Source organism: Acidovorax sp. GW821-FHT10A04 (assembly GCF_059415825.1).
Genome location: NZ_JBWKNZ010000004.1, coordinates 24,155 through 49,385 on the forward strand (window position 1 = coordinate 24,155; position 25,231 = coordinate 49,385).

The window sequence follows — 25,231 nt, forward strand, 5'->3', positions numbered from 1 at the left end:
ATAACGTATCCCTTGACCGGAGCCACCCCCATGACCACGACACCCCACACCACCCCTGATCCCGCCACCGCCACGGCCAGCCAGCGCCGCGCGGCCATCGACCAGGCCCTGGCCGACATCCGCCGCACGGTAGAGGCCGGCCCGCCCGACCGTGCCACGCTGGCCCGGGTCACCGCCCGGCTGGAGGCCCTGGCCGCGCAGGGCGCGCTGTTCACGCGCGCGGACTTTCCGCCGCCGGCATCGGGCGTGGGCGAATCCACGCGCTACCGCCTCAACGCGGCCGACGGCGACGAAGGCATCGCGCTGTACCTGAACTCCATCAACCCTGGCAAGACCACGCTGCCGCACAACCACACCACCTGGGCGGTGATCGTGGCCGTGCAGGGCCAGGAGGAAAACCGCCTATACGAGCGCACCGACGACGGCAGCAACCCCGACAAGGCCCAGATCCACGTGGTGCGCGAGCTCACGGTGCAGCCGGGCACCTCCGTGGCCTTCCTACCGGACGACCTGCACAGCATTCACGTGGTGGGCACCGAGCCCACGCTGCACTTCCACCTGTACGGCAAGCCGCTTGAGCGCCTGTCGGGCCGCATCGGCATCGACCCGGCCACGGGTGCGGTGATCAACTACAACGCCACGCAGTTCAAGCCCAGCACGGCCGCGGCATGAGCGCGACTGCACCGACAACCCCCCTGAACGCGGTCACCCGGCTGCTGCATGCGGGCCAGCCTGCGCTGCGCGAGGGCGCGGCCCCGGTCAACGTGCCTGTGGTGCGCACCAGCACCGTGCGCTTCGAGAGCATGGCGGCCTACCACCGCTACCACGAGCGCCGGGCCGAGGGCGAACGCGTGGCTGCCTACGGCCGCCATGGCATGGACACCCACCGCGCGCTCGAAGATGCGGTGATCGGCCTCGAAGGCGGACACCGCGCCTTCCTCACGCCGTCGGGCCTGTCGGCCATTGCGCTGGTGCTGGTGGCCCTTCTGTCGCCTGGCGAGCATGCCCTGGTGGCCGACAGCGTGTATGCCCCGCTGCGCCGCATCGACAAGTTGTTGTTGCAGCGCCTGGGAGTGGAGCTGGAGTTTTTCTCACCCTCAGAGGACGACTTGGCCGGCAAAATCCGCCCCAACACCCGGCTGGTGTACCTGGAATCCCCCAGCTCGCTGCTCTATGAGGTGCTCGACCTGCCGCGCCTGGCAGGCATTGCACGCGAGCGCGGCCTGACCGTGGTGGCCGACAACACCTGGAGCGGCGGCTGGTTCTACCAGCCCCTGGCGCATGGCGCCCACATCTCCGTGCAGGCAGCCACCAAGTACCTGGCCGGGCATTCCGACGTGATGCAGGGCGTGGTGGTGGTGGACAGCCCCGCCCTGGCCAAAAAGGTATCGAACGCCTACGAGGCCCTGGGCCTCACCGTGGGCGCAGATGACGCTGCCTTGACCCTGCGCGGCATCCGCACCCTGCCCGTGCGGCTGGCCCAGCACCAGCGCCATGCGACCGAGGTGGCAACGTGGCTGCAGCAGCAGGCGGGCGTGGCGCGGGTGTTCTACCCCGCCCTGCCCGACGACCCCGGCCATGGGCTCTGGCAGCGCGACTTTCGGGGCGCCAGCGGCCTGGTGTCGTTTGCGCTGGACAGCACCGACCCAGCGGCGGCCGACCGGGTGGTCGATGCGCTGCAGCTCTTCGGCATCGGCGCATCCTGGGGCGGGTACGAAAGCCTGGCCATCACTGCCGCGCCCGAGCGGCTGCGCGAGCACAGCCACTGGCGCAGCGAGGCACCGGTGGTGCGCCTGCACGTGGGCCTGGAAGACCCTGCCGACCTGATCGCCGACCTGGCCCAGGCGCTGGGACGGCGCGGCTGAGCTTCGGGCTCAGTGCCGGGGGGGAATGGCCAGCCCCAGGTGCTCGCGCAAGGTGCTGCCTTCGTATTCCGTGCGGAACAGGCCGCGGCGCTGCAGGATGGGCACCACGCCATCGACAAAATCCTGCAGCCCGCTTGGCAGCACGTCGGGCATGAGGTTGAAGCCATCGGCTGCACCGGTGAGAAACCAGTGCTGGATGTCATCCGCGATCTGCTCGGGCGTGCCCACGATGACTCGGTGCCCGCCACCCCCCGCCAGGCGGCGCACCAGTTGCTGTACGGTCAGGTTCTCGCGGCGGGCCGTGGACAGCGTGGCGTGGAAGAAGGTGTGGTTGCCATTGCCACCGGCCGGCAACTCGATGTTGTCGGGCAGCGGCTGGTCGATGTGCAGACGGTCCGGCGTGATGCCCAGGATGCCGGCAAGCCGCGTGACGTTGTACTCCCACGGAATCAGGTCCACCAGTGCGTCGCGCCGGCGCACGGCCTCTGCTTCGGTCGCGCCGACGATGGTGGTGAGCCCGGGCAGCACCTTGATGGAGCTGGCCGGCCGCCCATTGGCCTGCACGGCAGCGCGCAGCCTGTTGGCGTAATCCAGCGCCTCGTCCAGCGTGGTGGAGGCAGTGAACACCGCTTCGGCATGCTCGGCCGCCAGCTGGATGCCGTCGGCCGACCCGCCGGCCTGCACCAATACCGGGTGGCCCTGGGCGCTGCGCGGCAGAGTCAGCGCGCCGTGCACGGCAAAGTGCGCGCCCCGGTGCAGGATGGGATGAACCTTGGCCGCATCCACGAACTGCCCTGTGGCCTTGTCAGCCACAAGGGCGTCGTCCTCCCAGCTGTTCCATAGCTGCTTGACCACGGTGGCGAACTCCCCGGCCCGGGCATAGCGCTGCTGGTGGTCGGGCACATCCTGGCGGCCGAAGTTGCGCGCCGAGGCCAGGTCGGCGGTGGTCACCATGTTCCAGCCCACCCGGCCTTCACTCACATGGTCGACCGAGGCGAAGCGCCGGGCGATGTTGTAGGGCTCGTTGTAGCTGGTGGAGGCGGTGGCGATCAGCCCGATGCGCGAGGTGGCTGCTGCCATGCTGGTCAGCAGGATGGTCGGCTCGATCGCGGTGATAGGACGCAGGTGGATCTGGTCCGCAATGGCCGCGTTGTCGGCCAGGAAGACCGCATCGAACTTCGCGCCCTCTGCGATCTGCGCCACCCGGGTGTAGTGCTTCGCGTCGATGAAGGCGCGCGGGTCGCTGTCCGGCAGCCGCCAGGCCGACGGCAGGAAGCCCGAATGCAGGATGTTGACGTTCAGGTGCAGCTGGCGCGGTGGGATGGCAGTCGTCATGGAATGTCTTGTAGGCAGAAGTGACCGCCCTGCGGATTTGCATTCAGCCGGATAGCCAGGCGGGGAGCCGCAGACAGTGCTGTAGCACGGCAAGGCTCCCCAACGACGCTGGCCGGTTGAAGGCAGATTCGTATCAATGAACCTTGGGATAGCCGTGGCGCTCGGCCAGCAGCTCCAGGATGCGCTTGGCATCGTTCACGAAGCGGACCGCGCCGATCGCCTTGGCGTCCTCGGGCACGGGGTGCTCGTCGCCCAGGATCAGCGCGGGCAGGCTCTGGTGCTCGGCGTCCAGCGCGGCGATGACCACGGGACGGGGGCGCGGGTACGGCAGTCGCTCGATGTCCAGGCGCGGGGCCAGCTCAGGGTTGCCGGCCAGCAGGCCCTCGATCCCGATGCAGTGCGGACAGACGAAGCGCTCGCCCGGATGGCGGGCATCCTCGAACCCGGGTTGCAAAAGCAGAAGGCGGTCGCGGCTCATGGAGGTGTCTTTCTTTCGTCGGTGGAAATGGCCAGCGTGCGGTCCCAGGCACGGGCAGCGCTGCGCCGCCGCGCCAGGGGCGGCCATTCAGTTCAGGGGGGTATGTCACGCAGAACGGATACGCAGGGATTTGCGTCCCACCAATATAGCCAGGCGCTGCCTCCAAAGGGCACTGAATATGTCATATGGATATTTCTGAATACCTCATATGGATATGACCAATCCAACGGACGGCCCCCGTTATTCGCCAAATCCCCGGCTAGTGCAGATACCATCGCCCGAGGCCCGTGGCGCCCATTAATGCCGCACACCGTTTTTCGTTGCTTATTTTCAAATTCGGGGACATTCACGCATGACCTATACCGCATCGCCCTCCCGCTACGAAGGCGCGGCCTACCGCCGCGTGGGCCGCAGCGGCCTGGTGTTGCCCGCCCTGTCGCTGGGCCTGTGGCACAACTTCGGCGACAGCACGCCGATCGACACGCAGCGCAAGCTGCTGCGCACCGCGTTCGACCATGGCATCAACCATTTCGACCTGGCCAACAACTACGGCCCGCCCTACGGCAGCGCCGAAATCAACTTCGGTCGCCTGCTCAAGGAAGACTTCCGCCCCTACCGCGACGAGCTCATCATCTCGTCCAAGGCCGGCTGGGACATGTGGCCCGGCCCCTATGGCAAGGGCGGCGGCTCGCGCAAGTACGTTCTCGCCAGCCTGGACCAGAGCCTGCAGCGCCTGGGCCTGGACTATGTGGACATCTTCTACTCGCACCGCTACGACCCCGACACCCCGCTGGAGGAAACCGCCGCCGCACTGGCCCAGGCCGTGCAGCAGGGCAAGGCGCTGTACATCGGCATCTCGTCGTACTCGGCGCGCAAGAGCCGCGAGATCGCTGCGCTGCTGGCGCAGTGGAAGGTGCCCCTGCTGATCCACCAGCCGGCCTACAACCTGTTCAACCGCTGGATCGAGAAGGACCTGCTCGACGCCACGGAGGAGATCGGCGCCGGCGTCATCGCCTTCACCCCACTGGCCCAGGGCCTGCTGACCGACAAGTACCTGGCCGGCACGCCGGCCGATGCGCGGGTGAACCGCCCCGGCGGCGGCTCGCTGCGCGCCGAGCACCTGTCCGACGCCAACATCGAGCGCGCCCGTGCGCTCGACAGGATCGCAAAGCGGCGCGGCCAGAGCCTGGCCCAGCTCGCGCTGGCCTGGACGCTGCGCGACCCGCGCGTGAGCTCGGCCCTGATCGGTGCCAGCCAGCCCGAGCAGATCGTGCACAACGTCGCGGCGCTGCAGAACCTGTCGTTCACCGCCGAGGAACTCGCCGAGATCGACCAGCACGCGGTCGAAGGCGGGATCAACCTCTGGGAAAAGCCCTCGACGGAATACGCCTGAGGAGCGCTGGCGCAGCACCTGCGGGTGCTGCCCTGCTTCAAGCGTAGGCGCCTGCCGGGGCGCCTTTTTCCATTCCCTCCGCCTCCAGCACATCGGCGTAGTGGCGCTCGGCCACGTCGGGGTGCGAGCGCAGCCGCCCCTTGAGCAGGTTGCGGCCCGTGTGGGCGATCAGCGGGTTGCGCGGATCCCGGTCCACACCCCGTGCGCGGGCCGCCAGTTCGGGCGGCAGCGGCAGCGCCGGCAGCTCTGCATCGAGCTGCGGGCTCAGGAAGAAGGCGATGGAAAACCGCTCGCGGCTTTGCGGCGGGCTGACCACGCGGTGGATGTTGGCGCGCAGGTAGCCGCTGGACTGCACCTCCAGCACCTCGCCGAGGTTGATGACCAACGTGCCCTCGATGGGCGGCACGTCGATCCATGCCTCGCCGGGCACGCTGCGGTCCAGCACCTGCAGGCCAGCCTCGCGGTGCTGCAGCAGCAGGGTGAGGCAGCCCGAATCCTTGTGCGCACCCACGCCCTGCTGCGATACATCGGCCCCGCGGCCCGGGTAGCGGATCAGCTTGACATGCTGGATGGGCGCACTCGCAAAGGCCGCATCGAAACGCTCCTGCGGCTGGCCCAGCGCCAGGGCCAGGGCCTGCAGCAGTTGGCGGCCTGCCACGGTCAGCGTCTGCTGCCAGTCCACCACCGCAGTGCGCAGGCCGGGCAGTTCGGCCGGCCACTGGTTGGGGCCCTGCAGCCGGGTCCAGGCCGGCACGCCGGGCCCCTGGGGAATGGCGGCGTACTCGGCGCCGATGTCGATCTGCTCGCGCCAGTCCTGCGCGCCGCGCGTGATCTCCAGGCCCGGCCCGGTGTAGCCGCGGAAATGCGGCGAGTTCACCATCTGCAGCGCCTGCTTGCGCTCGGCCGGCAGGTCGAAGAATGCCTGGGTCGCCGCAAACAGCGCCTCCTCCTGCCCGGGGGCAGCGCCAAGGCTGCGCAGATAGAAGAAGCCGACCCCGTGGGCCACCTCGCGCAGGGTGTGCACGAAGCGCTCGCGCTGCAGCGCATCGCCCTCGGTGAATTCACGCAGATCGAGGACAGGCAGGGTCGGGGCAGGCAAGGCAGTGGTGGCGGTCATGGAACAGGCTGGCGCTCAGCCATCGGGTCGGGAGCGTATTGTCCGCAGCGCCTCCCGCAGGGCCAACGAAGTTTTTCGCCCAAGCACATGCAAAAACCATCGCTGAGCGCCCTGCCAGGCGCTTGCTTGGCAATGGCATTTGCTTACTCGAAAAGCTTCGCAGCCGGGGGCCTGATTGCTGCCTAGACTCCGCCTCTTTAGAACCTATTCATTGATTTTCTGGTCATCCATATGCAAAAACGCTCTGTACTCCGCACCCTTGCCGCCACCGCCCTGCTTGCCACCACTGCTGCCGCATGGGCGCAGAGCAGCCAGACCCTGCGCGTGGGCGTGCGCGGCGGGGTGGACGAAGAGATCTGGGACGTCGTCACCCAGGTGGCCAAGAAGAACGGCCTGACCGTCAAGCCCATCGTGATCACCGGCACCGCCAGCCCGAACGAGGCGCTCAACAACGGCGACCTCGAAGCCAATTCCTTCCAGCACAACCCCTTCCTGCGCGACCAGATCCAGCAGCGCGGCTACAAGCTGGCGGCCGTGGGCGACACCTACATCTCGCCGATCGCGTTCTACTCCAAGAAGGTCAAGTCCTTCAAGGATCTGCCCGATGGCGCGCGCCTGGGCATCCCCAACGACCCGAGCAACCAGACGCGCGCGCTCGTGGTGCTGCGCGACCAGGGTGTGCTCACCCTGCGCGACGGCTTCAACCCGGCCGCCGGCACGGCCACGCTGGCCGACGTCACGGGCTACAAGAAGAAGGTGCAGCTCGTGGAAGCCGCCTCGGTGGTGCTGGCCCGCTCGCTCGACGACCTCGACGCCTCGGCCATCGTGAACACCTTTGCCTACCAGGCCGGCCTGATCGCCACGCGCGACGGCATCGCCGTGGAAAAGCGCGAGAACAACCCCTACGTGAACATCCTCGTGGTGCGCGAGCAGGACAAGGGCAAGCCTTGGGTGGCGCCGCTGGTCAAGTCCTACCAGTCGGAGGAAGTGCGCCAGTTCATCCTCAAGAAGTTCGACGGCTCGGTCATCCCCGCGTTCTGACGCGCCCCGGTTCTTCCGCCGATTGTCTGCAGGGCGCCGAAACGGGCGCCCCGCCCTGCCCTTTCCCCTTTCGCATGACTGCTCCCCAGAGCGCCGCGCCGGCTTCGGCCGGCGCGCACATTGTTTTCGACCGCGTCCACAAGGATTACCCGGGCACCTCCGGCCCGGTGAAGGCCCTCGACGCGATTTCCTTTGACGTACGCCGCGGCGAGGTCTTCGGCATCATCGGCCGCAGCGGCGCGGGCAAGTCCACCTTGCTGCGCACCATCAACCGGCTCGAAGACGCCAGCGGCGGGCAGGTGCGCGTGGACGGTGTCGACGTGAACAGCCTCGGCGAAGACGCCCTGGTGGCGCTGCGTCGGCGCATCGGCATGATCTTCCAGCACTTCAACCTGCTGTCGGCCAAGACAGTGCGCGAGAACGTGGCGCTGCCGCTCAAGGTGGCCGGCGTGAAGCCCGCCGAGATCGCGCCGCGCGTGGACGCCCTGCTCGACCTGGTCGGCCTGCGCGACAAGGCCGACGTGTACCCCGCCAAGCTCTCGGGCGGCCAGAAGCAGCGCGTGGGCATTGCCCGGGCGCTGGTGCACCAGCCTGAAGTGCTGCTGTGCGACGAGGCCACCTCGGCGCTGGACCCCGAGACCACGCAGTCCATCCTGGCGCTGCTGTCCGACATCAACCGCACGCTGGGCCTGACCATCGTGCTCATCACCCACGACATGGCCGTGATCCGCGAGGTCTGCGACCGCGTGCTGGTGGTCGACCAGGGCCAGTTGGTGGAGGTGGGCGAGGTCTGGCGGGTGTTCGGCGAGCCGCAGGCCGATGCCACGCGGGCCCTGCTGCGGCCGCTGCAGCACGACCTGCCGGCCGACCTGGCCGCCGCGCTGGTGCCGGACCTGGGTGGCCGACCCGGCCAGGCCGTGCTCAGCCTGGGCTTTGCGGGCGCAGCGCGGCCCCAAGGCCTGCCGCTGCAGGCGCTGGCCGCCCTGGGGCCTGGCGCCACGCTGCTGCATGGCGGGCTGGACCGCATTCGTGGCCACGCCCAGGGCCGGCTGCTGGTGTCCGTGCCCGCCGACGGCAGTTTCCACATCGACGACACCGCACGCGCGGCGCTGGGCGCCGACCGCATCGAGATCCTTGGCTATGTCCACTCCACTGATTGACAAGTACGTCCAGGCGTTCCTGGAAACCCTGCTCATGGTCAGCGTGTCGGCGGTGATCGCCATCGCGGTCGGCCTGCTGCTGGCCGTGGTGCTCACCGTCACCGCGGCCAAAAGCCTGTATCCGCGGCCGCGCTTCCACAAGGGCCTGTCGATCACGGTCAACGTGTTCCGCGCCATTCCCTTCATCATCCTGCTGGTGGCGCTGCTGCCGGTCACGCGCTTCCTGGTGGGTACCACGCTGGGCACCTGGGCGGCCGTGGTGCCGCTGTCCATCAACCTGATCCCGTTCTACGCCCGCATCGCCCAGGTCAGCCTGAACGACGTGGACCCGGGCCTCGTCGAGGCCGCGCGTGCCATGGGCTGCCGCCGCTGGCACATCGTGCGCCACGTGCTGCTGCCCGAGGCGCTGCCCGGCATCATCGGCGGCATGACGGTGAGCGTGATCGCCATGATCAATGCCTCGGCCATGGCCGGCGCGGTGGGTGCCGGCGGCCTGGGCGACCTGGCCATCCGCTACGGTTACGAACGCTACGAGACGCGCGTGATGTTCGAGGTGATCGTGGTGCTGGTGGCCCTGGTCACGCTGATCCAGTTCGCCGGCGAATGGCTGGCGCGCCGCGTGGACCACAAGCGCTGAGCGGCTAGATCGCGAACAGCAGCACCCGCCCGCCCGTGGGCGACGGCGGGGGCAGCAGGATGCGGCCGATGTCCGGCACTGCCGCCATCAGCTCCTGGGTGTAGGGGTGGCGCGGCGACGACAGCACCGCGTCGGCCGGGCCCACCTCCACCAGCTGGCCGCGCTGCATCACGCCCACGTGGTCGCACATGTGGCGTACCACCGCGAGGTTGTGGCTGATGAGCAGGTAGGTCAGGCCCAGCTCGTCCTGCAGGTCGCGCATGAGGTTGAGCACCTGGGCCTGCACCGACACGTCGAGCGATGAGGTGGGCTCGTCGCAGACGATGAACTCAGGCCGGCTGGCCAGCGCCCGCGCGATGGCGATGCGCTGGCGCTGACCGCCCGAGAACTGGTGCGGGTAGCGCAGCCCGTCGTCGGGTGACATGCGCACGCGGCGCAGCGCATCGGCCACGCGCTCGCGGGTTTCCTCGCGGCTGGCGGTGAGGCCCAGCACATGCAGCGGCTCGGCGATGATGCGGTCCACACGCCAGCGCGGGTTGAGGCTGGCATACGGGTCCTGAAAGATCATCTGGAAATGCCGGCGCAGCAGGTCCGCGCCGCGCGGGTCGGCCCAACGGTCGATGCTGTTGATCAGCACCCGCCCCGCCGCGGGTGGCGTGAGGCCGGCGATCATGCGCGCGACAGTGGACTTGCCCGAGCCCGACTCGCCGACCAGGCCGAAGGTGGTGCCGCGCGGGATGTCGAACGACACGTTCTGCACTGCCTGCACCACGCGCGGTGCCTGCCGGGTGAGCGTGCGCACCAGCCAGCTGGCCGAGGTATCGAAGTCGCGCGACAGCCCTTGCACCTGCAGCAGCAGGCGTGGCGCCAAGGGGCGCGGCTTGCCCGGCAGCGGTGCGGCGGCCGTCGCCCGCGGGGTGGATGCGACCAAGGCCAGGTGGGGCGCGGGGCCAGGCGCGCCGGGCTCGGCCACCGACGGCGCGAAGGCGGCCGCGATGTCCGAACCCACCTCGGGCACCGGCAGGCGCCGCACGCGTCGCTGCAGCGAGGGGATGGCGCCCATCAGGGCCCGCGTGTAGGGCGCGCGCGGATGGTTGAGCACGGCGTGCACGCTGCCGGTCTCCAGCACCCGGCCCTGGTGCATCACCATCACGCGGTCGGCGGCCTCGGCGATCACGCCCATGTCGTGGGTGATGAGCATCACGGCCGTGCCGCGCTGCTGGCACACGCGCCGCAGCACGCGGATCACCTGGGCCTGCACCGAGACATCGAGCGCGGTGGTCGGCTCGTCGGCGATCAGCAGCGCAGGCTCGGCGCACAGGGCCAGGGCAATCGCCACGCGCTGGCGCATGCCGCCCGAGAACTGGTGCGGGAACTGGTCGATGCGGGCCGCCGGGTCGGCGATCTCCACGTCAGCCAGCCACTGCAGCGCCCGCTCGCGCGCCTGGGCGGCCGAGAGCGGCAGGTGCACGCGCAAGGTCTCCACCAGGTGCTGGCCGATGGTGAGCACGGGGTTCAGGCTGGTCAGCGGGTCCTGGAACACCATGCCGATGTGCCTGCCGCGCAGGGCGCGCTGGTCTTCGCCGCACAGGGTGTCGATGCGCTCGCCGCGCAGCAGCACCGAGCCGGCGCTGATGCGCCCCGGCGGCGCGATGAGCCCGATGACGGCATTGCCCGCCATGGACTTGCCGGCCCCGGACTCCCCGACCACGCCCAGGATTTCGCCCGGCGCGATGTCGAACGACACGCCATCGAGCACCTGGACGGGCCCGCGGTGGCTGTCGAACACCACGCCCAGGCCGCGTACGCTCAAGGTCGGTGATTCAGGGGCGGAGGCTTTGGTGGGCAGCGACGAATCGGTCATTGGAGCTTGGGGTTGAGCGCGTCGCGCAGCCAGTCGCCCACGAGGTTGACGGACAGCGCCAGTGCCAGCAGCACCAGGGCCGGGAAGAACAGGATCCACCACTCGCCCGAGAACAGGAAGCCCTGGCCCACACGGATCAGCGTGCCCAGCGAAGGCTCGGTGGGCGGCAGGCCCACGCCCAGGTAGGACAGCGTGGACTCGGCCACGATGGACAGCGCGAAGCTGATGGTGGCGATCACCAGCACGGGGGCCAGCAGGTTGGGCAGGATGTGCAGCACCAGGATGCCGCTGCGCGAGCGCCCGATCACCTGCGCGGCAAGCACATAGTCCTTGTGCTTTTCGACCATGACGGCGCCGCGCACCGTGCGTGCGTACTGCACCCATTCCGACAGGCCCAGCGAGAGCACGATCACATACACCGCCATGTCGTCGCGGTAGTTCTCCGGCAGCACGCCGCGTGCAACGCCGAAGATCAGCAGTGCCACCAGCAGCACCGGAAAGGTCAGCTGCACGTCGGCCACGCGCATCACCAGGGTGTCGAACCAGCCACCCACATAGCCCGACACCAGGCCCAGCGGCACGCCGATGGCCAGCGACAGGCCCACCGCGGCGCAGCCCACCAAGAGCGACTTGCGCAGCCCGTGCAGGATGGCCGAGTACATGTCGCGCCCCTGGTCGTCCGCCCCCAGCGGGTAGACCATGCCCGAAGGCCCGGCCTGCCCTGGCGGCGTGAAGGCATCGAGCAGCTCCAGCACCGCGGGGTCGAAGGGGTTGTGCAGCGACAGCCAGGGAGCGAACACCGCTGCCAAAAGCAGGGCCACCAGCACCAGCAGGGCCAGCTGCACCGTGCGCGAGCGCGCCAGCGCGCGCAGCACGGGCGAATCGGAATTCCGCCAGGGCGTGCGCAGCCGGGGCAGGGAAAGCGGAGTGCTCATGGAAATGTCACCAGAAAGAGGATTCACTGGCGCCGCAGCCGCGGGTCCACCAGCAGGTAGACGAGGTCCACCACCACGTTGATGGCGACGTAGAGCACGGCGATGAGCAGCAGGTAGGCGGCGATCACCGGCACGTCGACCGCCTGGATGGACGAGATGAACAGCAGGCCCACGCCGGGCCACTGGAACACCGTCTCGGTGACGATGGCGAAGGCGATCAGCGAGCCGATCTGCAGGCCGGTGATGGTGACCACCGGCACCAGCGTGTTGCGCAGCGCATGGCGCAGATGGATGCTGCGCCACGGCAAGCCCCGGGCCTGCGCAAAGCGCACGTAGTCACTGCGCAGGGCCTCGAGCATTTCGGCGCGCACCAGGCGCATGATGAGCGTGAGCTTGAACAGCGCCAGCGTGCACACCGGCAGCACCAGCGAGGCCCAGCCCGACGCTGTGAGAAAGCCTGTGCTCCAGCCGCCCAGCGCCACGGTGTCGCCGCGCCCGAACGAAGGCAGCCAGCGCAGCTCCACCGCGAACAGGTAGATGAGGCCGATGCCGATCAGGAAGGTGGGCAGCGACACCCCCACCAGTGACACCGCCATCAGCGCGCGGCTGAGCCAGCCTTCGCGCCGGATCGCGGTGTACACGCCCAGGGCCACCCCGGCGCCCACGGCCAGCAGGCCGGCCACCAGGGCCAGCTCCAGCGTGGCCGGCAGGCGCTCGGCGATCACGGCCGTCACCGGGCGCTTCAAGCGGTAGGAGATGCCGAACTCGCCCTGCCCTACCTGGCCCAGGTAGCGCAGGTACTGCACGGCCACGGGCTGGTCGAAGCCCAACTCGGCCAGCACCGCCTGCCGGTCGGCCAGGGAGGCGTCCTCGCCCAGCAGGCTCAGCGTGGGGTCGCCGATGTGGCGAAACACCAGGAAGGCGATGAAGGAGACGGCCAGCAGCACCAGGACGGACTGGCCGGCACGGCGCAGCAGCAGTTGCAGCATGGGACCGCGCCGCTCAGCGCACCGCCTTGTAGTACTTGAAGTGGATGGCGCCCGAGGGGTTTACCGGAATGTCGAAGCGCCGCGCCATTGCGAAGGTCAGGATCTGGTGGTGCAGCGGCAGGTAGACCAGGTCCTTCTGCACCTGGGTCCAGATGGTCTTGATGGTCGCGTCGCGGGCCTTGGTGTCGCCCTCGGACGCCAGCGAGAGGATTTTCGCGTCCAGATCGGGGTTGCTGTAGCGCGTGGCGTTGGTGGCGCCGCGCGAGGCCTTGCCCCGGGTGTGCACCAGGTAGTCGAAAATATAGGCCGCGTCGTAGGTGGGCACGCCCCAGCCGTAGAGGTAGAAATCCGTGTCCTGATTGTTGATGGCCGCCGACTGGATGGCCAGCGGCCGCGCCACCACCGAGACCTTGACCCCCGCGCGGCCCAGGAAGCCCGCCACGGCCTGGCAGATGGCCTCGTCGTTGATGTAGCGGTCGTTCGTGCAGTGCAGGGTGATGCCGAAGCCGTTGGGGTAGCCGGCCTCGGCCAGCAGCTTCTTGGCCTGCGCCGCGTCGGCCTTGCCCACCACGTCGAAGGCCTTGTCGTAGCCGTGCACGAAGGGCGGCGAGACAATGTTGGCCGGCACCGACAGGCCGCGCATCACGGCCTTTTGCAGCGCAGCCCGGTCGATGGCCAGCTGGAAGGCCTGGCGCACGCGCAGGTCGGCCAGCGGGTTCTTGTCCTTCACGTCCGAGTACCTGAGCGGCTCGGCGCCCACGTTCAGCCCCAGGAAGATGGTGCGGTTCTCGGCCGCCTGGGTCACGCGCAGCTTGCTGTCGGCCTGCAGGCGTGCGATGTCCTGGATTGGGAGGTCCTGCACGAAGTCCACCTCGCCCGAGAGCAGTGCCGCCACGCGGGTGGCCGGCGCCTTGATGGGCAGGTACACCAGCTCGTCGATGCCCAGCGGGAACTGCCCGCGCCCCCAGTAGCCCGGGAACTTGCGCAGCACCGTGCGCGCATCGGGCTCGCGCGAGACCAGGGTGTAGGGTCCCGTGCCATTGACATTGCGCGTGGCGTAGGTCTCCTCCTTGGCCGAGGCGTTCTGCGGCTGCTCCACCCCGTTGGCCCGGGCCCAGGCCTGGCTCAGGATCTGGATGTTGGTGAGGCTGCTGGGCAACAGCGGGTTGGGCCCGCCGCCGGTGGTGATGTGCACGGTGAACGGGTCGGCCTTGGCCACGCCGGTGATGGACACCAGCAGTGACTTCATGTCCGAGGTGGGCGCGCGCGCCCGCTGCAGCGAGAACACCACGTCGTCGGCCGTGAGCACGCTGCCGTCGTGGAACTTCACGCCCTTGCGCAGCCGGAACTCCCACACCTTGGGATCGGCCGTGGGCTTCCACGACTCTGCCAGCGTGGGCTGCAGCGAAGCGTCGGGCGCGCGGATCAGCAAGGGCTCGTAGACCTGGTGCAGCAGCGCATGGTTGGGGCCGTTGTTGAGCGCGTGCGGGTCGAGCGTGGAGGCATCGACCGAGCGCGCCCAGCGCAGAGTTTCGGCGTGCAGCAGTGCGGGCGCGGCCAAGGCGGCGGTACCCAGCGCAATGGCCAGGGCCAGGGGGCGGATCATGGGGAAAAGTCCTCTCGACAATGCAGTGGCAGGCCGCGGATGGCCTGCGGTGCGTGCATTGTTTCGGGGCGCACCCGCCCTGGCAACGCAGAAAACCGGCTAAGCAAACACGAAGTTCATGCTTGGCCGGCGGCGCTCACGCCGGTGGCGCAAAGCGCTGCTGCAGCAGTGCGAACACCGCACGCAGCGCCTGGGCCTCGCCGCCCTTGGGGCGGCCGGGGCGCTCCTCCTGGTTCCAGGCGAACAGGTCCAGGTGCAGCCAGGGCGTGCCCGCGGGCACGAAGCTTTCGAGGAACAGCGCCGCCGTGATGGCGCCGGCCAGCGGCGCGCTGGCGGCATTGGCCAGGTCGGCGCTGCCGGACTTGAGCATGGAGCGGTAGGGCTGCCACAGCGGCAGGCGCCACACCGGGTCGGCCACCTGTTGCGCCGTTGCGGCCAGGGCCTGGGCCAGTGCCTCGTCGTTGCTGAAGTAGGCGGGCAGGTCCGGGCCCAGTGCCACGCGCGCCGCGCCCGTGAGCGTGGCCAGGTCGATCGCCAGCGCCGGCGTTGCGCCCGCCTCGGGCCGCAAGGCGTGGTGCAAGGCGTCCGCCAGGATCAGCCGGCCCTCGGCATCGGTGTTCTCGATCTCCACCGTGGTGCCGTTGCCGGCGCGCACCACGTCGCCCGGCCGCAGCGCACCGGCGCCCACGGCGTTTTCCACCGCGGGCACCACCAGTGTCAGGTGCACGGGCAGCTGCGCACCGATGACCAGTTCGGCCAGGGCCAGCGCATGGGCCGCACCGCCCATGTCCTTCTTCATCCAGCGCATGCCGGCGGGCGGCTTGAGGTCGAGCCCGCCCGAATCGAAGCACACGCCCTTGCCGACGATGACCAGACGCGGCGCGGCCGGGTCGCCCCATTGCAGCTCGGCCACACGCGGCGCTTCGGCCGCGGCGCGGCCCACGGCATGCACCAGGGCGAAGCCGGCTTCGGACAGCTCATCGCCTACCCACTGGCGGTACTGCGCGCCATGGCGCCCGGCCAGGGCCTGCACTTCTCCCGCCAGCTCTGTGGGGCCGAGCACATTGGGCGGCGCGTTGACGAGGCGGCGCACCTGTTCCACCGCGCGCACCAAGGGCTGCACTGCCTCGCGAACGGTGGCCGGCAGGGCCAGGCGGGTTGCCTGGGCGGCGTCCTTGCCAGCGGCCAAGGCACCGAGGGCCCAGCCCAGGGCGCGCAGCGCCTGGGCATCGGTGCTTTCGCCATCCGCCCCGGATGCCACGGCATAGCGCCCGGCGGGCAGGTTGGCCGGCAGTGCCGCCAGCTGCCACAGCGGCGCAGAGGCCTCCACGCCCACCAGCACGGCGGCCAGGCGGCCATCGGTGCCGGGTAGCCAAAGGGCCCGGCCCGGCTGGGCTTCAAACCCGTGGGCCTGGGCCCAGGCTGCATGGGCAGGTGCTTGCGTGGCCCAGAAGCCGGCCAGCCCGGCGGGCTCCAGAAGGTGCAGGGGCACGGGTGCATCGGCACCCGCGTCGGGGGAAATGTCGTCGAAGAAGGCGGAGGGCTCGGACATATCGGATGGGCTGGGAAGAGAAATCGGGCTGTCGTCGGTCCACCGGCATGAAGGCCAGGCCGGACCGAAAGCCACGGTCGAGATGGTAGCCGTCCGATGCCCCTGTTTTGAAGGTCCGTCTCAGGCCGCGGCGGGCACCAGGCGGATGCCGATGTCACCCTCGCGCTCGAGCTGTTCGACCAGGCCCAGCTCCCAGGCCAGGTAGGCGCGAAAGCCCGCGTCGCGTGCGGCCAGGTCGCGGTGGTGGTAGGGGCTGAACCAATAATCGTCCTCGCCCGTGAGCACGCCCTCGGGGCCCCGCGCTATGGGCAGGCCGGCGGCCACCCAGGCCTGGGTGCCGCCTGTAATGGCGCGCACGTCGCGCCCGGTGCGCGCCTTCAGTTCATCCGCCACGCTCTGGGCCAGCACCCCGTCGGAAGAGGTGAGCAGCACCGTGCGCTCAGCGGGCTCCTGGGCCAGGAACTCCTGCAGGCGGTCGGGCACGGCAAAGCGCGCGGCATCGATGTGCAGGCGCTCGAAGGCGGCACGCCGCTCCACGTCGAATACCAGGGCACCCACCTGCACGCGCCGGGCAGCCTGGTGGGCCGACACGGCAGGCGCTGCGGGTTGCGAGCGCAGCACGCGCACGGGCTCGGCCCCGGTGACCACCGTGGCGCCGGCGGGCGGGCTGTAGACCAGCACCTCCAGGCCACCGAGCTGCGCCAGCCAGGCACCGGTGGTCAGCGCGCGCACGCCGTCCCAGTCGGCCAGCACCACGCGGGCGCGGCGCGTGCCCAGGTACTCGTCGGTGGCCTGCACCAGTTGGCCGCCGGGCGCCCAGCGCCAGCCTTCGAGGTGGCCTGCCGCATACTCCTCACGGGTGCGCACGTCGAAGCGGTAGAGCGTGCGCTCGTTCGCGGTGGCCTCGAGCAGCGCCAGGTCCAGCGCATCGATGCGGCGCACGCCGGCCCGCGCCGCCACCTGCTCGGCACGGGCACGGGCCTCGGCCACGGTCTGGGCGGCCGGCTCCGGCAGGGAGGGCGCACGGCCATGCGCCAGGGTCCGCCCCGACAGCAGCCAGGCCATGGTGCCATCGCGCAGCGACACCACCTTGTTGGGAATGCCGGCATCGATCAGCGTCTGCGCGCCCACGATGCTGCGCGTGCGCCCCGCGCAGTTGACGACCACCAGGGTGTCCGGGCTGGGCGCGAGTTCGCCGATGCGGTAGACCAGCTCGGCGCCCGGCAGGCTGTGCGCGAACGGCAGACTGAAGTCGGCAAACTCCTCGGGCGTGCGGCTGTCCACCACCACCAGGTCGTCGCCCCGCTCGATGCGCTGCTGCAGGTCGTCGGCATCGATGCTGGGCGTGTGCTTTTGCACCTCGATCACCTCGCCGAAGGCCTTGCTGGCCACGTTGCTGCCGCTGAAGACCTCGTAGCCCGCGGCTTCCCAGCCATCGGTGCCGCCCTGCAGCACCGATAGGTTGGCCCAACCCAGCCGCAGCAGCTTGAGCGCCGCCTGGTGGGCCAGGCTTTCGTCGGCATCGACCAGCACGATGCGCGTGCCGCGCCGCGGCACCAGCCGGTCGATCAGGCCCTCCAGCCGCCACAGCGGCGCAGGCGCGGCCCACAGGATGTGGCGGCGCACGAAGACCCCGGCCTCGCGCACGTCCAGCACGGCGATCTCCTCGCCGTCGGCCAATGCCGCCTTGAGCGCGGGCGGTGTGATGGCCGCATGGCGGATCGATGCCGGTGGCGGAAAGGTGCGGTAGCTGCCGCCCTCGGTGCCTTCGAAGACCACGCGGCCGTGCAGGCGGTCCAGCCCCAGGCCGTAGAAGTGCAGGTGCAGGCCCGGCTCGTCGCCCACCAGCTCGATGGTGTGCACGTCGGTGGGCGAGAGCGTGACGGACACGCCGCGCACCACGTCCACCGTGCGCTCTGCGCTCAGGCGGTCGCGCCCGGGCTCGTTCGTCACCTCGCGGCGGTAGAACACGTTGCGCTCGTTGCCCGCCACCCCGGCGATCAGCGCCCAGGTGGTGTGGTCGTGCGGCGGCTGGAACTTGCCGGGCAGCGCGGCCGAGGCGTAGAGCGCAAAGTGGCCGTCCAGGTCTTCGAACAGCCGGTAGACCTGCGCCGGGCGCTCGGCCGACACCGGGAAGTGGTCCGCAGGGAACAGGCCCTTCTGCAGGCCCAGCTCCTGCAGGGCGACGGCCACGGCGCGCAACTGCTCTGCCGTGGGGCGCACGGGGTCGGGCAGCAGGCGGCGGGCGGTGCGGATGAAGCCCGCGACGGCATGGCCGCGCTGGCTGGCCAGGTCGCTGCCACTGAAGTCGAGGCGGATGTCGGTCTGTGTCATGGGGGTGGCCCGCGCATGCGTGGCGGGTGGGGTGAGAAGGGTGGCCCCACCTTAGGCGCCAGGGCACGCGCCCGGCAACGAAGCAAACCGCCTATGGATATGCACTGGCGCCGGCGCCGCGCTGCCGAGCAGCTGCCGACTATCGATATTCGGAAAGCTTCGTTCACGGCCGGGGCCTGGGCTCCTACGCTCGCTCCATTCCATCTGCCCCTGCGGCGGAGCCTTTTCGCAGTGCCATCGCCGGCGCTCGCCTCCCCACCCTGCCCCACCCGATTGCCATGAACAAACGCCACCTCCTGCGCGCCCTGGGCGCCACCGCTGCCGCCGCTGCGGCCTTTGCCAGCCTGCATGCGCCCCTGGCCCATGCCGCCGACGTGAAGAGCTTCCCCTCCAAGACCGTGCGCATCGTGGTGCCCGTGGCCCCTGGTGGCAGCGCCGACAAGCTCACCCGCACCCTGGCGGAAAAGCTCAGCGTGCTGTGGGGCCAGAGCGTGGTGGTGGAGAACGTGGCCGGCGCCAGCGGCACCATCGGCGCGGCGCGCGTGGCCAAGGCCGCGCCCGACGGCTACACCCTGCTGCAGCAGGGTGAGGGCATCACCCTGAACGGCATCCTGTTCAAGGAGCTGCCCTACGACACGCAAAAGGCCTTCACCCCCGTGATCAAGGCCGTGGTCAACCCGCAGATCCTGGTGGTGAACCCCGGCACCGGGCTGAACAGCTTCGCCGAATACCTGGCGCGTGCCAGGTCGCAGCCCGAGAGCATCAGCCTGGGCCTGCCCGGCAACGGCGGCATCGCCCACGTGGCGCACGAGATCCTGGCGCAGGAGACCGGCGCCAAGGTCAACTACATCCCCTATCCCGGCGGCGGCCCGGCCACCCAGGACGTGCTGGCCGGGCACACCAATGCCACCTTGATCACGCTGGCTGCGGTGACCGAGTTCGTGCGCGCCGGGCGACTGCGCGCACTGGCCGTCACCACCAGCTACCGCTCCGCCGCGCTGCCCGACGTGCCCACCGTGGCCGAGGCCGGCGGCCCCGCGGGCTTCTCGGTTGAAAGCTGGCAGGGCTACTTCGCCCCGGCGGGCACTCCGCCCGAGGTCGTGGCCAAGATCAACCAGGACATCCAGACCGTGCTCAAGGCCCCCGACGTGCGTGCCAAGCTCGAAGACCTGGGCTTCAAGATCGCCGGCGGCACGGCCGCCGACCTGGCGGCCAGCCTTCAGGCCGAGCAGCCCCGCTATTCGCGCGCGATCAAGACCGCCGGGCTGACCCTGCGCTGACGGACCTGCCCCGTGACCGACCTTTCCAGCACCCCTGCCACCACCGCCCCCTGGATCGCCGAGCTCGAACAGCTCATCGCCACCCTGGCTTCCACTGCCGCCGAGCGCGACCGGGCCGGCGGCTCCGCACTCCATGAACGCCAGCTGCTGCGCGCAAGCGGCCTGCTGACGCTGGCCATTCCGCGCCGCTTCGGCGGCCAGGAGCTGCCCTGGCCCGACATCCACCGCATGGTGCGCAGCATCGCGGCGGTGGACAGCTCGCTGGCCCACCTGTTCGGCTTCCAGCACCTGCAGGTGGCATCGGTGCTGCTGTTCGGTTCGGCAGCCCAGCAGGAGCACTACCTGCGCACGGCCGTGCAGGAGCGCTGGTTCTGGGGCAATGCGGTGAACGCGCGCGACACCCGCCTGGCGGTGGCAGCCCACCCCGATGGCTACGTGCTCGACGGCATCAAGGCTTTCTGCTCGGGCGCGCGCGACTCGGACGTGCTCAACCTGTCCGTCACCCTGGGCCAGCACCCCACCGACCGGATCTTTGCCGTCGTCCCTACCGCCCGCGCGGGCATCACGATCAACGACGACTGGGACAACATGGGCCAGCGCCAGACCGACAGCGGCTCCGTGCACTTCGACAACGTGGTCGCGCGCCGCGACGAGATCCTGGGGCCGCCCGGCGTGGCCTCCTCGGCCCGTTCCACCTTGCGCAACCTGATCGGCCAGCTGGTGCTGACCGAGATCTACCTGGGCAATGCCCAGGGCGCGCTGCGCAACGCGGTGGAATATGTCGCCAGCCATGTACAGCCCTGGGCCATGGCCGGCGTGGAAGCGGCGGCGGACGACCCGGTACTGCAGCTCAATGCCGGTGACCTGTGGATACAGCTGCGCGCGGCCACCACATTGGCCGATGTGGCGCTGGAGCGCTTTCAGGCGGCCTGGGACGCGGGCGATCAGCTCACCGAGGCGCAGCGCGGCGAGCTGGCCATCGACATCGCCGCGGCCCGGGTGCAGGCAGGCCGCACGGCGCTGGCCGTGACCTCGCAGATCTTCGAGCTCGTCGGCGCCCGCGCCACCGCGCGCCAGTACGGCTTCGACCGCTACTGGCGCAACGTGCGCGTACACACCCTGCACGACCCGCTCGACTACCGCCAGAAGGCGGTCGGGCACTGGCTGCTCACGGGCCAGGTGCCCGATCCCTACGGCTACGGCTGAAACCGCGCAGGTCCTGGCCCGCCTTCCCGTCACCTTTCCCAACCGCTCAAAAAAATGCAAATCAACCGCCGCCAATTCAACCTGGGCCTCGGCCTTTCCGGCCTGGCCCTGGGCTCGGCCCCCCTGTCTGCCGCTGCCGCGCAGAAGATCGTCATCGCCGAGAGCCAGGGCTTCAGCTGGGCCATTCCCTACCTGGTTTCCAGCAAGAACCTGTGGAAGAACTACGGCATCGACGCCAGCACGCTGCAATTCACCTCGGGCCGCCTGGCCTTTGATGCCGCCGTGAGCGGCAAGGCCCAGTTCGCCACCACCACCGACAGCGTGGTGGGCCTGGCCGGCGCCAACGGTGTGCAGTCAGTCATCGTGGCCGAATTCACCCGCCTGTCCAGTGGCATGGTGGTGGTTGCCCGCACCGACCGCGGCATCGACAAGCCTTCCCAGCTCAAGGGCAAGCGCGTGGCCACCACACTGGGATCGAGCGGCCACTTTTTCCTGTCGCGCTATCTCTCGCTTCACGGCCTCACGCTCAAGGACGTGACCTTGGTCAACCTGCGCGGGCCCGATGCCGTCACCGCCATCACCCAGGGCGGCATCGATGCCTTTGCCTGGGGCTGGGACGCCGGCCAGCAGGCCATCGCCAACGGTGACGGCAAGGTGCGCCAGTTGCCGGCCGACGGTCTGGAGAAGGTGTTCCTGAGCCACTATGTGCTCAGCGCCAGCGAAGAGCTGGTCAAGCGAGACCCCAAACTCCTGGAATCCGCCGTGCGCGCCTTGCTGGACGCGGAAAAGTTCTACCGCAGCAACACGGCCGACGCAGTTGGCCTGGTGGCAGAGCGCACCAAGACCTCGGTCGAGACGACCAAGGAGGGCCTCGCCAACGTGCAGATCGGCGTGCGCCTGGATGACCGGCTGATCGACGACCTGGTTCTCAACGGCGAATGGGCCATCGAGTCCGGCCTGGCGCAGCGCCCCAAGGAGGACCTGCGACAGCTCTACAAGCGCCTGGTCTATCCCGATGCACTGCGCGCCGCCGCGCCAGACCGCGTCAGCCTCTCCAAGTGAGCGCGGTGATGACGGACACCGCGGTGCGCATCCGCCAGGTATCTCAGCTGTACGCCTCGGCCTCAGGCCAGATCCACTGGGCGCTGAGCGACGTCAGCCTGGACATTGCCGACGGCGAATTCGTCTGCGCCATCGGCCCCAGCGGTTGCGGCAAGACCACCTTGCTGAACATGATTGCGGGTTTCCTGCAGCCCACGCTGGGTAGTGTCGAGGTGCACGGCCAGGCCATCCAGGGCCCGGGGCCGGACCGGGGCGTGGTGTTCCAGGAATACGCGCTCTTCCCCTGGCTGTCGGCGCGCCGCAATGTGGAGTTCGGCCTCAAGCAGCAAGGCCTGGACCGGGGTGCGCGGCGCCGGAAGGCGGACGAGTTGCTGACCCTTACGGGCTTGTCGCACGCGGCCGACCGCTTTCCCTTCGAGCTGTCGGGCGGCATGCGCCAGCGCGTGGCGGTCGCGCGCGCACTGGCCACCGAGCCCAAGGTGCTGCTCATGGACGAGCCCTTCGCCGCCATCGACGCACTGACCCGCGCCAGCCTGCAGGACGAGCTGCTGCGCATCTGGCAGAAACTGGGCCTGTCGGTCTTCTTCATCACCCACAACATCGAGGAAGCCGTGTTCCTGGCCCAGCGCGTGGTGGTGATGAGCCCGCACCCGGGCCGCATCCAGCGTATCGTGGAGATCGATCTGCCCTACCCCCGGGACCGCGGCGACCCGGCCTTCGGTGCCGTCTATGCACAGATCCACGAAGCCTTTGCCGACATCGCCCAGGAGGCCACGGCATGAGCGCGCTGCCCGAAACGATCCTGCGTGCCCCCAGTGGCACGGCTCCAACCGTGCCCCGCCGTGCCGCGCAAGCCCCTGGCGACAAGCAGCAGGCCGAACGGAATTTCATCGCGCGCGAGCGCGGCCGGCGCCTGAACGCGTTGCGCTGGCAGGTGCTGCTCGGTATCGCCGGGGTGCTGCTCTTCCTGGCCGTCTGGGAGATTGCGCCGCGCATCGTGCCGGGCGTGAACCCGAAGATGTTTCCGCCGCCCTCGCACATCGCCTCGGTGTTTGCCGACATGACCTGGGGCAGCGGCGAGATCTGGCCCCATGTGGGGGCCAGCCTGCAGCGCGCCCTGTGGGGCTTTCTGCTGGGTTCGTCCCTGGGCATCGTGGCCGGCGTGGCCACCGGCCGCAGCAGGCTGCTGCGGCACCTGAGCGATCCGGTGATCCACGGGCTGCGCTCCATCCCGGCGATTGCCATCGTTCCGCTGGCCATCGTCTGGTTCGGCCTGGGCGATGTGTCCAAGGTGGCGCTGATCGCCTGGGGCACTTTCTTCCCGGTGTGGCTCAACACCTTCATCGGCGTGCGCGACATTCCGCCGGTGTTCATGCGCTCGGCCGCCTCCCTGGGTGCCAGCCGCCTGGCCGCCGTCACGCAGGTGGCCCTGCCCGCCGCCCTGCCCTTCGTGTTTGCGGGGCTGCGCCACGCGACCTCGGTGGCCTTCGTGGTCGTGGTGGCGGCGGAACTGGTGGGTGCCGAGAAGGGCCTGGGCTTCCTCATTTCGTTTGCGCACCTGGTGTTCCGCGTGGACATCATGTTCGTGGGCCTGATCTACCTGGGCGCCATCGGCTTCGTGGCCGACCAGTTCTTCGCCTGGCTGCTGCACCGGCTGTTCCCCTGGTACGGAGCGGAGGCGCGGCGGTGAGCAGCGTTTCCTCGGCCACCGTGGCCGACCTCGTCCTGACCGGCGGACATGTGCTCAGCATGGTGCCGGGCGCCGCGCCGGCCCAGGCCTTGGCGATTGCCGGCGATCGCATCGTGGCCGTGGGCAGCGACGAAGAGGTCCTGGCCCTGCAGGGCCCGGGCACGCGACGCATCGACCTGCAGGGGCGCACGGCTGTTCCGGGCCTGATCGATGCCCACGCCCACATGGAGCGCGAAGGGCTCAAGACCCTGCGCCCCAGCCTGGCCCATGCGCGCAGCATTGCCGACGTGCTGGCCGTGGTGCGCAGCGAGGCCCGCAAGGTGCCCCGGGGGCAATGGATCATTACCATGCCGGTGGGGCAGCCGCCCTACTACTTCGGCGGCCCGGCGACCCTGGCCGAAGGGCGCATGCCCGACCGGCACGAACTCGATGCGGCGGCACCCGACCACCCGGTCTACATCCCCGGCCTGTTCGGCAACTGGGGCGTTCCGCCCGGGCACAGCGCGCTCAACACCCTGGCACTGCAGCGCAACCACATCACCGCCGACACTTGCCCCGATTGCGCGGGCCTGGACATCGTGCTGGGCCCCGACGGTGCGCCGAACGGCGTCATCGTCGAGACCAACAAGCGCCCGGCCATCGAGTTCTCCATCCTCACCCAGGTGCCGCCCTTCTCCTTCGCCGACCGGCTGGAGGGCCTGCGCCGCTCGCTGCCGCTGTACCACGCCTGCGGCACCACCAGCATCTACGAGGGGCATGGCTCCGCCCCCGAGACGATTGCCGTCTACCGCGCGCTTTGGGAGCAAGGCGGCCTGAGCATGCGCACCCGCCTGTGCGTGAGCCCGACCTGGGGCAACGTGGCCGAGGCGAAGCTGGCCATGCGCGACTGGCTCTCCTACGCCCGGGGCAAGGGCAGTGGCGACCCCTGGCTGTCCATCAGCGGCATCTACCTGGGCTTGGGCGGCCAGGCGGCCACGGCCAAGGCGGTGCGGCGCGCCCTGCCCAATACCGGCTGGACGGGCTTCGTGGAGTGGGCCAACCGCATCGAGGACTTTGGCGAGCAGGCCTGGCTGGCGGCCGAGCACGACCTGCGCGTGCACAGCGTGGTGGTGGACCGGCTGGCCGAGGTGCTCGACGTGTTCGAGCGCATCGATGCCCGCTTTCCCCTGGCCGGACGGCGGTGGGTGGTGGAGCACATCGGGCGCGTGCAGGCCGCGGACATCCCCCGGATCATCGCGCTCGGGCTGCAGGTCACGACGATACCCATGTACATGCTCTGGAAGAACGGCGCCACCTACCTCGACGAACCCGATGGGGGCAACGGCTTCCTGCCCCAGCGCAGCCTGCTGGAGGCCGGCATCGCGGTTGCAGCGGGGAGCGACAACATCCCCATCTCCCCTTTCAGCGCGGCCTGGGCCTCGGTGGTGCGCAGCGAGCGCACCACCGGCCGGGTGATCGGCGCCGGCCAGCGGCTGACCCGCCTGCAGGCACTGCAGACCATCACGCGCAACGGGGCCTTCCTCAGCTACGAGGAAGGCGCCAAGGGCACGCTGGAGGCCGGCAAGTGGGCCGATGTCGCCGTGCTGTCGGCCGACCCCCTGGCCGTGCCCGACGAAGAGATCGCGCTGATCCGGTCGGACCTCACCCTGGTGGCTGGGCGGACGGTGCACGAGACCACCCGCTGACC

21 protein-coding genes are annotated in these 25,231 nt (G+C 69.8%); 12 read left to right on the forward strand and 9 right to left on the reverse strand.

Going from position 1 to position 25,231, the window contains the following annotated elements; all coding sequences use genetic code 11:
• The first annotated feature begins 30 nt into the window (after positions 1-30).
• Together AC07PF_RS10325 and metC are read left to right on the forward strand one after the other, a co-directional pair.
• A complete protein-coding gene (locus tag AC07PF_RS10325) occupies positions 31-672 on the forward strand; it encodes a cysteine dioxygenase family protein (protein WP_494611769.1) in 642 nt (213 codons plus the stop codon).
• On the forward strand, positions 669-1,865 hold the full coding sequence (gene metC / locus AC07PF_RS10330) for a cystathionine beta-lyase (protein WP_494608828.1): 1,197 nt from the start codon (positions 669-671) through the stop codon (positions 1,863-1,865). Before AC07PF_RS10325 ends, metC begins: the two co-directional genes overlap by 4 nt.
• Before the next feature lie 9 nt (positions 1,866-1,874).
• Here the strand turns inward: metC and AC07PF_RS10335 are convergent, their stop codons facing one another.
• Both AC07PF_RS10335 and AC07PF_RS10340 read right to left on the reverse strand, forming a co-directional pair.
• A complete protein-coding gene (locus AC07PF_RS10335; protein WP_494608827.1) occupies positions 1,875-3,200 on the reverse strand; it encodes an LLM class flavin-dependent oxidoreductase in 1,326 nt (441 codons plus the stop codon).
• Between the two features lie 133 nt (positions 3,201-3,333).
• Positions 3,334-3,678 carry a DUF3088 domain-containing protein gene (locus AC07PF_RS10340; protein WP_494608826.1) on the reverse strand — a complete coding sequence of 115 codons (345 nt, stop codon included), beginning with the start codon at positions 3,676-3,678 and terminating at the stop codon, positions 3,334-3,336.
• A 352-nt stretch (positions 3,679-4,030) separates the two neighbouring features.
• On the opposite strand from AC07PF_RS10340, the gene mgrA reads away from it, so the two are divergent.
• Positions 4,031-5,071: an L-glyceraldehyde 3-phosphate reductase gene (gene mgrA / locus AC07PF_RS10345; protein WP_494608825.1), complete on the forward strand. Its 1,041-nt coding sequence runs from the start codon at positions 4,031-4,033 to the stop codon at positions 5,069-5,071.
• 37 nt (positions 5,072-5,108) lie between these two features.
• Here the strand turns inward: mgrA and AC07PF_RS10350 are convergent, their stop codons facing one another.
• On the reverse strand, positions 5,109-6,188 hold the full coding sequence (locus AC07PF_RS10350; RefSeq protein WP_494611770.1) for an isopenicillin N synthase family dioxygenase: 1,080 nt from the start codon (positions 6,186-6,188) through the stop codon (positions 5,109-5,111).
• Positions 6,189-6,419: 231 nt separating this feature from the next.
• Between AC07PF_RS10350 and AC07PF_RS10355 the strand changes: the two genes are divergently transcribed.
• From AC07PF_RS10355 to AC07PF_RS10365, 3 genes are all read left to right on the forward strand, one after another.
• On the forward strand, positions 6,420-7,229 hold the full coding sequence (locus AC07PF_RS10355; RefSeq protein ID WP_494611771.1) for a MetQ/NlpA family ABC transporter substrate-binding protein: 810 nt from the start codon (positions 6,420-6,422) through the stop codon (positions 7,227-7,229).
• Between the two features lie 74 nt (positions 7,230-7,303).
• Complete coding sequence (locus AC07PF_RS10360) at positions 7,304-8,389, forward strand: methionine ABC transporter ATP-binding protein (protein WP_494608822.1); 1,086 nt, start codon at positions 7,304-7,306, stop codon at positions 8,387-8,389.
• Entirely contained in the window at positions 8,370-9,026 is a 657-nt protein-coding gene (locus AC07PF_RS10365) for a methionine ABC transporter permease (RefSeq protein ID WP_494608821.1), read from the forward strand. Before AC07PF_RS10360 ends, AC07PF_RS10365 begins: the two co-directional genes overlap by 20 nt.
• 4 nt (positions 9,027-9,030) lie before the next feature.
• Here AC07PF_RS10365 and AC07PF_RS10370 read toward each other — a convergent pair whose 3' ends face one another.
• The 6 genes from AC07PF_RS10370 to AC07PF_RS10395 all read right to left on the reverse strand — a co-directional run bounded on the left by AC07PF_RS10370 (position 9,031) and on the right by AC07PF_RS10395 (position 18,306).
• The gene (locus tag AC07PF_RS10370; RefSeq protein ID WP_494611772.1) at positions 9,031-10,839 is read right to left on the reverse strand and encodes a dipeptide ABC transporter ATP-binding protein; all 1,809 of its coding nucleotides are present in this window, start codon (positions 10,837-10,839) and stop codon (positions 9,031-9,033) included.
• Between the two features lie 47 nt (positions 10,840-10,886).
• Positions 10,887-11,825 (reverse strand): ABC transporter permease, encoded by a 939-nt coding sequence (locus AC07PF_RS10375; RefSeq protein ID WP_494608819.1) that lies wholly within the window; start codon positions 11,823-11,825, stop codon positions 10,887-10,889.
• A 23-nt stretch (positions 11,826-11,848) separates the two neighbouring features.
• Positions 11,849-12,814, reverse strand: coding sequence for an ABC transporter permease (locus AC07PF_RS10380; protein ID WP_494611773.1), 966 nt, complete (start codon positions 12,812-12,814; stop codon positions 11,849-11,851).
• A gap of 13 nt (positions 12,815-12,827) precedes the next feature.
• Positions 12,828-14,420, reverse strand: coding sequence for an ABC transporter substrate-binding protein (locus tag AC07PF_RS10385; protein WP_494611774.1), 1,593 nt, complete (start codon positions 14,418-14,420; stop codon positions 12,828-12,830).
• Positions 14,421-14,556: 136 nt separating this feature from the next.
• A complete protein-coding gene (locus AC07PF_RS10390) occupies positions 14,557-15,972 on the reverse strand; it encodes a leucyl aminopeptidase family protein (RefSeq protein ID WP_494611775.1) in 1,416 nt (471 codons plus the stop codon).
• 120 nt (positions 15,973-16,092) lie between these two features.
• Positions 16,093-18,306 carry a rhodanese-like domain-containing protein gene (locus AC07PF_RS10395; protein ID WP_494611776.1) on the reverse strand — a complete coding sequence of 738 codons (2,214 nt, stop codon included), beginning with the start codon at positions 18,304-18,306 and terminating at the stop codon, positions 16,093-16,095.
• 278 nt (positions 18,307-18,584) lie between these two features.
• Between AC07PF_RS10395 and AC07PF_RS10400 the strand changes: the two genes are divergently transcribed.
• From AC07PF_RS10400 to AC07PF_RS10425, 6 genes are read left to right on the forward strand one after another with little or no spacing between them, the layout of a single operon-like run.
• Positions 18,585-19,586, forward strand: coding sequence for a tripartite tricarboxylate transporter substrate binding protein (locus tag AC07PF_RS10400; protein ID WP_494611777.1), 1,002 nt, complete (start codon positions 18,585-18,587; stop codon positions 19,584-19,586).
• Between the two features lie 12 nt (positions 19,587-19,598).
• Complete coding sequence (locus AC07PF_RS10405) at positions 19,599-20,792, forward strand: acyl-CoA dehydrogenase family protein (protein ID WP_494611778.1); 1,194 nt, start codon at positions 19,599-19,601, stop codon at positions 20,790-20,792.
• 54 nt (positions 20,793-20,846) lie between these two features.
• On the forward strand, positions 20,847-21,854 hold the full coding sequence (locus tag AC07PF_RS10410; RefSeq protein ID WP_494611779.1) for an ABC transporter substrate-binding protein: 1,008 nt from the start codon (positions 20,847-20,849) through the stop codon (positions 21,852-21,854).
• A gap of 8 nt (positions 21,855-21,862) precedes the next feature.
• A complete protein-coding gene (locus AC07PF_RS10415) occupies positions 21,863-22,636 on the forward strand; it encodes an ABC transporter ATP-binding protein (RefSeq protein ID WP_494611780.1) in 774 nt (257 codons plus the stop codon).
• Complete coding sequence (locus tag AC07PF_RS10420) at positions 22,633-23,544, forward strand: ABC transporter permease (RefSeq protein ID WP_494611781.1); 912 nt, start codon at positions 22,633-22,635, stop codon at positions 23,542-23,544. Before AC07PF_RS10415 ends, AC07PF_RS10420 begins: the two co-directional genes overlap by 4 nt.
• Positions 23,541-25,229 (forward strand): amidohydrolase, encoded by a 1,689-nt coding sequence (locus AC07PF_RS10425; protein ID WP_494611782.1) that lies wholly within the window; start codon positions 23,541-23,543, stop codon positions 25,227-25,229. The genes AC07PF_RS10420 and AC07PF_RS10425 overlap by 4 nt, the downstream gene beginning before the upstream one ends.
• Positions 25,230-25,231: the final 2 nt, after the last annotated feature.